This window comes from Protofrankia sp. CiP3 (assembly GCF_917627345.1).
Classification (GTDB): Bacteria; Actinomycetota; Actinomycetes; order Frankiales; family Frankiaceae; genus Protofrankia.
The window spans coordinates 93,136-102,951 of record NZ_CAKJTM010000015.1 but is presented as its reverse complement, the minus strand read 5'-3'; the positions used below and the strand labels follow the sequence as shown (position 1 = coordinate 102,951).

General features: G+C 67.1%; 5 protein-coding genes. 2 read left to right on the top strand and 3 right to left on the bottom strand.

Annotated features, from left to right (window positions below):
* Positions 1-1,362: WD40 repeat domain-containing protein (locus MJ797_RS08525; RefSeq protein ID WP_239333484.1), on the top strand; the 1,362-nt coding region annotated here is incomplete at its 5' end.
* Between the two features lie 105 nt (positions 1,363-1,467).
* On the opposite strand, the gene MJ797_RS08520 is transcribed toward MJ797_RS08525, so the two are convergent.
* Positions 1,468-3,891 (bottom strand): Hsp70 family protein, encoded by a 2,424-nt coding sequence (locus MJ797_RS08520; RefSeq protein WP_239333482.1) that lies wholly within the window; start codon positions 3,889-3,891, stop codon positions 1,468-1,470.
* 550 nt (positions 3,892-4,441) lie between these two features.
* Here MJ797_RS08520 and MJ797_RS08515 point away from each other — a divergent pair.
* On the top strand, positions 4,442-6,010 hold the full coding sequence (locus MJ797_RS08515; protein WP_239333480.1) for an alkaline phosphatase: 1,569 nt from the start codon (positions 4,442-4,444) through the stop codon (positions 6,008-6,010).
* A 185-nt stretch (positions 6,011-6,195) separates the two neighbouring features.
* Here MJ797_RS08515 and MJ797_RS08510 read toward each other — a convergent pair whose 3' ends face one another.
* Together MJ797_RS08510 and MJ797_RS08505 are read right to left on the bottom strand one after the other, a co-directional pair.
* Positions 6,196-6,858, bottom strand: a complete 663-nt coding sequence (locus MJ797_RS08510) for a two-component system response regulator (protein ID WP_239333478.1) — start codon at positions 6,856-6,858, stop codon at positions 6,196-6,198.
* A 313-nt stretch (positions 6,859-7,171) separates the two neighbouring features.
* A partial coding sequence (locus MJ797_RS08505) for a response regulator (RefSeq protein WP_239333476.1) occupies positions 7,172-9,816 on the bottom strand: 2,645 nt, incomplete at its 5' end.

Sequence of the window (9,816 nt, the reverse complement as noted above, 5' to 3'; positions counted from 1 at the left end):
CCCGCCCCCGCTCCGGTCGCGCCTGGCCGGCGCGGGCCTGGCTGGCGCGGGGGCGGCTGGCGCGGGCCAGGCCGGCTCAGTTTCACCGCGGCGGTGATCGCGGCAGCGTGCGTCCTGGCTGTCGTCGTTGCGGGCAAGAACAGCGGCCAGCCGGACGCCGACCGAGCGGCGGTGTCCCGACAGCTCGCGACCGAGGCGGGCGCGAGGCGCCAGGGCGACCCGAACCTGGCCGGCCAGCTCGCCGTTGCCGCATACCGGATCGCGCCGACAGCCGAGGCGCGGCGCGCCATGGTCGCGTCGTTCGTCGCCACATCCGCGGTGTCACTGCCCCAGCGCGGCGCGAAGGTGCTCGATGTCGCCTGGGACGCCGCTGGCCGGGCGCTCGCCGAGGCCGACGCCGACGGGCGGGTACGGTTATGGGATCTCAGCGATCGCCGCAAACCGATTCTGACCGCCGACCTCGGCCCGGAGATGACCGGGCAGGCAAACGGCGTGGCGCTGAGCGCGGACGGCCGCCGGCTCGCGGTTGGCGGCGCCGACAACACCGCCCGGCTCTGGGCCGACCGGATGTGGGAGGGCAACGCTTCGGACGCAAGCGGGCAGCCCAGCCGGCTCGACGGACACATCAGCCCGGTCGTCCGGCTCCTGTTCGACCCCACGGGCAAACTGCTGGTGACGGCGGGCGCGGACGGGACGGTCGGGTTGTGGAACATCGCCGATCCACGGCATCCGACATCACTGACGTTCCTGACCAACCGTGGTGGGCTGGTGACGGACATCGCGCTGCGCCCGGACGGCCGGCTGCTGGCTACCGCGGCCGTGAACGAGACGGTGCGGTTGTGGGACCTGGCCAACCCCGGACAGCCGCAACAGATCGCTACCATGACCGGGCATGTCGGTGCGGTCGTGACAGTGGCCTTCAACCGGAACGGACATCTTGCGGTAACCGGCGGTGACGATAACACGTTACGGCTGTGGAATTTGTCAGACCCGACCAAACCGCTGGCAGTCAGCGTCCTGGCCGTCCACTCCAACCGCGTCACCGGTGCCGCGTTCGGCACGGATGGCCTGCTGGTATCCGCGGGCGCCGACGGTGCCATCGTGTTCTGGGACGCCACGGCGAAACCCGTCGAACTGACCCGGCTCGTGAACGGGAACACCACCGCTGTCAGCCGGCTGGCGGTGTCCGGTGACGGACACGCGTTCGCGGCCGGTGGCGCGGACGGCGATCTGCGGGTGCTGTCGACCGATCCGGACACCCTCGCCCAAGCCGCCTGCGCGGATCCACGTTTCCGGCTGGACCCCGAGGGGTGGCGACAGTGGGTACCGCGGTTGCCCTATTCCGACCCCTGCCCGCGATAGCCCCTGATCCCCAGCCGCGGACGTTCAGCCCGCGATACCGCCAGGGCGGGTGGGCCAGGAGACGGTGGTATCGCGGGCAGTCCACGACGCCACCGCCGGGCACGTTCACGCCACGACCGGGCCGACCCCCGCGGTGAGCTTGCCGGCAAGGTTGATGTTGGCGGTTGTCGTCTCGTTGTTCCGCGGCACCTCATGGGACCTGAACGCGATGTCCTGGCCATTACGCACATAGAAATTGACGAACGCAGCCGTGGCCGGCCTGCGCAGGGCTTCCTTGCTTACATACAGGTAGAGCGGTTTACACAACGGGATATAGGTGCCGGTCCCGGCGGAGACCACCGACGGCGAAATACACCCACTGCCGTTGTCCAGTTCCACGCCACGAATCTTGCCGCCGTACGTCTCGAACGTCGGGAAATCAAGAAAGCCCAGCGCGTTCTTGTCCTGCGCGACGTTCTGCGCCACGCCTTCCAGCTCGACCGCGCGGTACCCGCGGACGTTGTCGCTCGCCCCGTTCACCTCCTGGTTGAAGACCTGGCCGTGGACGGACGTCGGCGCTGGGCCGAACAACTTCACCGGCTCGTTGGGAAAGCTCGGATCGATCTGGTTCCAGCTGGTGACTGTCGAGCCCTTCTTCCAGATGTTCGTGAGCTGACCGAGCGTCAGGCAGCGCGCCCAGGTGTTCTGCGGGTTCACGATGACCGGCAGGGTGTTGTGGGCGATCTCGAACTCGGCGACCCGATCCGCGCAGCCGGGATCGCCCTTGAAAGTGGTGTTCAACGCGAAGGAGGCACCAGCGATGTCGATCTTACCCTGACACAAACGCGTGAATCCGTCGTCGGTAGACGTTGCCTCCACCCGGACCGCGACCCCGCTCTGCTGCTGTCGGAACAGCGCGTAAGCAGTTTCGGTGATCGGTGCGACCTCGCTGGAGCCGGAGGCGAGAATGACGTTCTCAGCGCGGACCGACGGCTCGCCTGGCGGGGCCGCCGCCTGGCCCTGGCCCACCGCCGACGCCCCGGCCGAAGGGAGCGGGACCGGCCCATTACCGCCACCAGCGGCCGTGACAATTCCAGCCGTTGTGGCCGCGATCAGGACAAGAACGGCAGCCGCTACCGAAACAATCCCGCGTCGGGTGCTGACAAAGCCGGCGAACGGACGGCTTTTCGTCCGGCGGCCCGCATGCGCCGCGTCGGCGAACTCAACCGGCGTGACCCGGGCTGGAACCGGGAGCGCATGCGCGGTGCTCACCGGCGGTGCGCTGACCGCAACGGGTACGCTCGGCGACGACGGGACTCCACCGGGCCGGCTGCCCACAATTGACGGAATCACCGGTGGCGAGGTCCGCGGAACCGGCGGGGCGCTCAGTGCCGGCGGGACACTCAGCGCTGGTGGGACACTCAGCGCCGGCGGCTCGATGATGACTGTTTGAAGTGGGGGTACGGCCTGGCGCGCGCCCCGCGCGGCAATGAGCGCCGCGCCGAGGGCGACATCACCAGGTGAGCCGATCTCCTGTCTTCCGGCGTCCGGGAACGCTTCGGCAAGGACCCGGCCGACCAGCGGGATCCGAGCCGAGCCGCCGAGCAGCAGCAACGCGGACAGATCCGCGGATGTCGCCGGAACCGACCGCAGTACGCGCTCGAGCACGCGGACCGTGTCGTCCACCATGGGCCGGATAAGGGACTCGAACTCGTCCCGGGTCAGCCGCACGGACTCCGGCATGCCCACGCCACCGACCGGTGGCAGGCCAACCGGGACATCGACCGCATCGTCCTCGGAGAGGATCTCCTTTGCCTGGGCGCACTCAGACCGTAACCGGCGCAGCGCCGCCGCCGTCACGGGATCCGCGTGATCGAGACCTGATGCGGCGCCACCAAGCTTTCGCAGTACATGGGCCACCACGATTTCATCGATTTCCATGCCACCGGCGCGGGTGATCCCGGCGGGGGTTCCGGAAATCTGGAATCCGGTGGGCATCGTGGCCAGCACCGCGGCCTCGAAAGAGCCCGCGCCAAAGTCGTAGATGCCCACGAACGCCCCGGGGGCCGCCGCGCTCCGGCGGTTGAGCAGCGCGCCAACAGCGTCGGCGGAGGAGCACACCGTGATCGGGACATCGGCGTCAACCTGGCCGACGGCTTCGGCGAACAGCTCGCACCGAAACCGCGACCAGCTGGCCGGATGGGCGACGACCACGTGGTCGGGGAGCGCCTTGCGCAATCGGGTGGCCGCGGCGACGACCCAGTCGACCAGGCGTGAAACCAGTGCCTCGGGGGTGTAGGCAGCCTCACCGAGCAGCACGGGCGTCGGATCACCCACCCGTCGCGGGAAACCGCGGGCAGCCCGGCCCGGATCGGCCACCGCGCGGCGTTCGGCCGCCCGACCAGCCTGAATCTCGCCATCGGGCGATGCGTAGACGACGGTCGGAACGTCGGTTCCGCCACCGAGAGCCAAGATCTGCGGCCAGCCGTCGTCGATCGCGGCGACCACCGTGTTGGCCGAGCCCAGGTCAACTCCCAGCTGATATCCCATACCGCCCCCGAACATCGACCACGAGGTTGATCAACGAGTCAGGCCGGCACATCGATCAACTTGTTCGCCCGGATTATAAGCGCAAGACCAGCGGGCTGCTACAGCCGCATACCGCCGATCAGCAAATCATCACGACCGTAGCATGATCAAAAAATATCAACCACAGCCGGGAACACGCAACACCACGGATGAACCGGCGGCGGCCCCCACCGGAACAGTGGATCACATACAGCCACCGCGAAACAACCACCGGCCGGTAATCGGCCAGCCACGCTTGTGAATTCTTTTACCCAATCGATCCATCAACAAAAGCAATCGCGCACCGCGGCGAAGTCTTTTTACTGAACCCACCTTCATTGATTTACCTTTTGTTAACGATTTTCGATCCGTTTACCACCCGGACAGCGCACGGTGCTGAAATCCGAGAGGCACTGAGCTGGCCCGCTTGCCCGTCACGGCCCACCGCGCCGCTCAGGGGCCGGCCAATGTGCGAGAAAGGCCGTCCCGCATGCCATTCCGTAGATAGCGAAGTTGCGTCCTGGAGGGGGCTATGGACTCTGTTGACTCGATCAATCCGAACCTGGCACGCCGCGGTTTTCTCGTGGTGTCCGGGCTGTCCGCGGCTGGAATTGCGACCGCGTCGCTGCCCGCCGCGCGCGCGGGCGTCCCTCGGATCAACGGCTACCCGTTCACGCTGGGCGTGGCGTCCGGAGAGCCGACATCGCACGGAATCGTCCTGTGGACCAGGCTCGCGCCGTCACCGCTGGAGCCGGGCGGCGGCATGCCCAGCCGCTCCTACCAGGTGCGGTGGATCCTTGCCGCCGACGACCGCCTGACCCGTGTGATCCGCAGCGGAGAAGCACCCGCCAAGCCCGAGTGGTCACACAGTGTACATGTCGAGGTCGACGGCCTGCTGCCGGGACGCGACTACTACTACGCGTTCGAAGTGGCCGGTGAGCGCAGCGCCATCGGGCACACCCGCACCGCTCCCGGCGAGGGCCGCAACGTCTCCGAAGTGACCATCGCGCACGTCTCCTGCCAGAACTACGAGGAGGGCTACTACGCGGCCTACCGGGAGATCGCCCAGCAGGACCTGGACGTCGTCTTCCACATCGGGGACTACATCTACGAACCCAATCCGAAGCCCGGTCGCCCCCGGCTGCACGCGTGCCCGGAACCGAAGGACCTCGCTGGTTACCGGCTGCGGCTCTCGCAGTACAGGACGGACCCGGACCTCCAGGCCGCGCACGCGGCCCACCCGTGGGCGGTGACCTGGGACGACCACGAGGTCGCCAATGACTACACCAGTCAGACAAACCAGGACAACGAACCACAAAATATCTTCCTGGCGCGTCGCGCCGCCGCCTACCAGGCGTACTGGGAGCACATGCCGCTCCCGAACAGGGTACGCCGCGACTACGTGCTGTACCGCCGGCTGCGCTACGGCAACCTGGCCGAGTTCGTCATCCTTGATACCCGCCAGTACCGCGACGCTCACGCGTGCAACAGCAACGGTGTCAACAGCGGACAGATCGTCAGCTGCACCGAGAACCAGGACCCGGCCCGGAGCATCCTGGGCGCGCCGCAGCGTGACTGGTTGTTGAAGGGATTCACGAACGCGGGCGCGCGGTGGAACGTGCTCGTCCAGCAGATCCTGATGGCCCAGCTGGACCTCGCCCCCGGCCCGCTCCACTTCTGGAGCGAGTTCTGGGACAGCTACGCGGCCGAGCGCCGCACGGTCCTGCAGGCCATGTACGACCGGAAGGTCTCCAACCCGGTCGTGCTGACCGGCGACATCCACGCGTTCCTCGTCAACGACCTGCATACGGACTTCCGTGACCCGAACTCGCCCGTGGTCGGGACCGAGCTCGTCGGCACGGCGATCAGCTCGGTTCTCCCGGCGCCGTTCCCGACAATCATCAGGAACGCCCTCCCCCTGAACCCGCACATCAAGCAGTTCCAATCCGACTACCGTGGGTATATTCTGTCCACAATCAACCGCGATGTCTGGACGGCGGAGCTGCGGGCCGTGCGGGACTTCACCAAACAGGATTCCGACGTGTTCCAGTACAGCAAGTGGGCAATCGAGAACGGCAGGCCAGGAGCGGTGCAGGCCTGACCGCCAGGCGGTGGGCACGAGTCAACGATCTTTTGAGAGCGTGTTTGAGGCCGCTACGCTGATAGCGGCCTCGGCGATCGCGCACGCCGCGTAAAACGTCCCGTCCGGGCTCCGGCGAAACCGGCCGTCGGCCCGGACGGGAGGGAAAAGCGGCTGTCCCGTCCGGACAGCCGTACCGATCCGCGTCAGAAATCAGCCACGCCGACGGCACCCGGCCGGGAGAACGGCGCCAGCCGCGTCACCAGGCCGCGAACCTCTGCCGCCGCCGCGGCGATGGTCTCCTCGGGCATGCCCGGGGAGACCCCCTCCAGCAGGACCTCCAGGGCGGAGAGCCGTTCGACGATCTCAGCCATCAGATCAAAGTCCCGGACCCGGGCACGGGCAAGCTCCGCAACCCGCTCGTTCTTCTCGAACAGCTCGACGAACACCGTGACCTTCGCACGCAGCAGCCATGGGTCAAAGGGCTTGGCGATGTAGTCGACCGCGCCGACAGCGTAGCCGCGGAAGGCGTGGTGCGGTTCCCGATCAATCGCGGTGAGGAAGATGATCGGCGTGTCCCGCGTCCGGCCACGTTGTTTGATGCGATGAGCGGTTTCGAAACCATCCATCCCCGGCATCTGGACGTCGAGCAGAATCACCGCGAAATCATCCACCAGGAGACGTTTGAGCGCCTCCTCGCCCGAGGACGCGGTGACCAGTTCCTGGTCGAGGGATGCGAGGATCGCCTCGAGGGCCATCAGGTTGTCCGGCCGGTCGTCCACCAAAAGAATCTTGCTGCGCGGGCGTTCCGCGCCGTGTGCCTCTTCGCCGCTCCCGGTGTCCGTATGATCACTCTTGCATTCAGTCACCGCCCGCATCCTCCTTCACGCCGCGCCGCCGACGGCGGCATAGCTTCGAGCTCAACGGTACAAATGACTTCCGCCGCACTTCCCGATGCCACCGGCATCGCTCGGTGGAAGTATCACCGAACCGAGCCAACCGCAATGAGATCGTCGGAGGATGCCGGATGTCCCCGGGGGAGCCAGCTTTTCATCCCTGCCTCACCCGCTCCGACGCACCCCGCTGACAGGCCCGGCGCTCCCCGGGCCGCGGCCCGGGGAAACCGCGGAAAACCGTGATCGCGATGCCGCCACTGGGGAGCCTCGCTCAGCGTCTGGGGGACTACAGATGAGACCGCATGGTGTCGAGCAGATGGTCAAGATCAACTGGCTTGGTGACGTAGTCAGTCGCCCCGGCCTTGAAGCTCTTCTCCCGGTCCCCCGGCATCGCCTTGGCGGTCAGCACCACGATGGGCAGAGCGGCGAACGCGGGCATCTGCCGGATCGCCGTCGTGGTCTCGTTCCCGTCCAGCCCAGGCAGCATCACATCCATCAGAACAAGATCAATTGACAAGCCCTCCTGCTGGAGCAGCCGGATCGCGTCATGGCCGTTGTCCGCGTAGAGAACCCGCATGCCGCGCATCTCCAGGGCGCTGGTCAACGCGAAGACGTTGCGGACGTCATCGTCCACGACAAGTACGGCCGAGCCGGCCAGCGGGTCGGACTCGTCCAGGCCCGCCGTCGCCGCCGGGCCGCCCAGCTCCGCGGGCAGTTCGGTGAGGAACGGCGTGCCCACCGGGTCGGTGTCCGCGCCGGAGCGGAACGAGCCACGTACCCGGGCGCCCGACAACTGGAATTCCGCCGACGCGGGTGTCCATGCGCCACCACCACCGATAGCCGGCCGAACGCCGGTGGGCGGCGTCCCGGCAACGATCGTCGCCCTGTCAGCCAGCCGCCAGCGCCCTGCCGCCCCGCCGGTCTCGGCGAGCATGATGATTTCCTCGCTGTCTCCGGGGCTGGCCGACGGAAGCACTTCGGACGGCATCACCGAGGGGACGTACAGCGTGAAGGTGCTGCCCAGACCGACTGTGCTCGCGACGCCGATGGATCCGCCGAGCAGCCTCGCAAGCTCCTTGCTGATGGACAGCCCGAGCCCGGTACCGCCGTAGCGCCGTGACGTCGTCCCGTCCGCCTGCTGGAACGCTTCAAAGATCATAAGAAGCTTGTCGGCGGCCACCCCGATACCGGTGTCGGAAACGCTGAACGCGAGCACGACCGGCGCGGACGACAGGGCCGACGTGGTGAAGGCGACATCGGCCGAGGCGACCGTCACGTCCAGGCGCACCTCCCCGGCATCGGTGAACTTCACCGCGTTGGACAGCAGGTTCTTCAGCACCTGCTGGATGCGCTGCTCGTCGGTGACGAACTCCTCCGGGACATCACCCGCGACGGTCACCTCGAAGGACAGGCCCTTCTCCTCGGCCATCGGGCCGAATACCTGCGCGACCGCGTCGCAGAGAGTGATGGTACGGACCGTCGCGGCCTCCACGGCCATCTTGCCGGCCTCGACTTTCGAGAGATCGAGAATGTCGTTGATAAGCCCGAGCAGTTCCGAGCCAGCCGAGTGGATCGTCTCGGCGAAATCGATCTGCTTGGCGGTGAGGTTCGCCTCCGGGTTGTCGGCCAGCAGCTTCGCCAGCAACAGCAGGCTGTTGAGCGGTGTGCGCAGCTCGTGACTCATGTTCGCCAGGAATTCCGTTTTGTACTGGGATGACAGCGCGAGCTGCTCGGCCTTCTCCTCCAGGCCGATCCGGGCCATTTCGATTTCGCCGTTCTTCTCCTCCAGCAGCGCGGCCTTCTCCTCCAGCTCGTTGTTGGTGCGCTGGAGCTCGACCGACTGCGAGCGCAGCTCCTGGGTGAGCCGCTGGGACTGGGCGAGCAGCTCCTCCGTCCGCGCGTTTGCCATGATCGTGTTCAGGACGACGCCGATGGTGCCGACCAGCTGGTCGACCAGATGCAGATGCAGCTCGGAGAAGGTGCTGAACGAGGCGAGCTCGATGACGCCGAGTACCTGATCCTCGAAGATCACCGGGGTGACGACGAGATCACTCGGTGGCGCGTCCCCAAGGCCGCTGCGGATACGCAGGTAGCCGGCGGGGACCTGCTCCACCCGGATACGCTTCTTCTCCGCCGCGGACTGACCGATGAGTCCCTCGCCGAACAGGAACGTGCCGTCGGAGCGCTTACGCGGCGCCGAACCGTAGCCGGCGACGTGCCGCAGCTTGTCGCCTTCGATGAAATCGAGCAGGTAGACCGTACCGAGCTGGGCACCGACCGCCGGGGTCATCTCACTAATGATCATTTGGCAGACCGCGTACAGATCACGCTGGCCCTGCATCTTGCCGCCGATCCGGGCGATGTTCGACTTCAGCCAGTCCTGCTGGGCGTTCTTGTCGGTCGTCTCCCGCAGATTGGCGATCATCTGGTTGATGTTGTCCTTGAGCTCGGCGACCTCGCCCTCGGCCTCCACCGTGATGGAGCGAGTGAGATCACCGCGAGTGACCGCGGTCGACACCTCGGCAATCGCCCGGAGCTGCGTGGTCAGCGTGGAGGCGAGCTGGTTGACGTTGTCGGTGAGCGCCTTCCAGGTACCGTCCACCCCGTCGACCGTTGCCTGGCCCCCGAGCTTGCCCTCAACACCAACCTCCTTGGCCACCCGGGTGACCTCGTCCGCGAACGACGACAGCTGGTCGACCATCGTGTTCACGGTGTCCTTCAGCTCGGCGATCTCGCCCTGCGCCGACACCGTGATCTTCTGCGACAGGTCGCCGCGGGCCACCGCGGTGGTCACCAGCGCGATGTTGCGGACCTGCGCGGTGAGGTTCCCCGCCATCGAGTTCACCGACTCGGTGAGATCCCGCCACACCCCGGACACGCCCCGCACATGAGCCTGGCCACCCAGATTGCCCTCGGTACCGACCTCCCGGG

Bases quoted from the DNA above. Each gene is read 5' to 3' on its own strand.
- MJ797_RS08520 (WP_239333482.1), bottom strand. From the start codon at position 3,891: ATGGGATATCAGCTGGGAGTTGACCTGGGCTCGGCCAACACGGTGGTC.
- MJ797_RS08515 (WP_239333480.1), top strand. From the start codon at position 4,442: ATGGACTCTGTTGACTCGATCAATCCGAACCTGGCACGCCGCGGTTTT.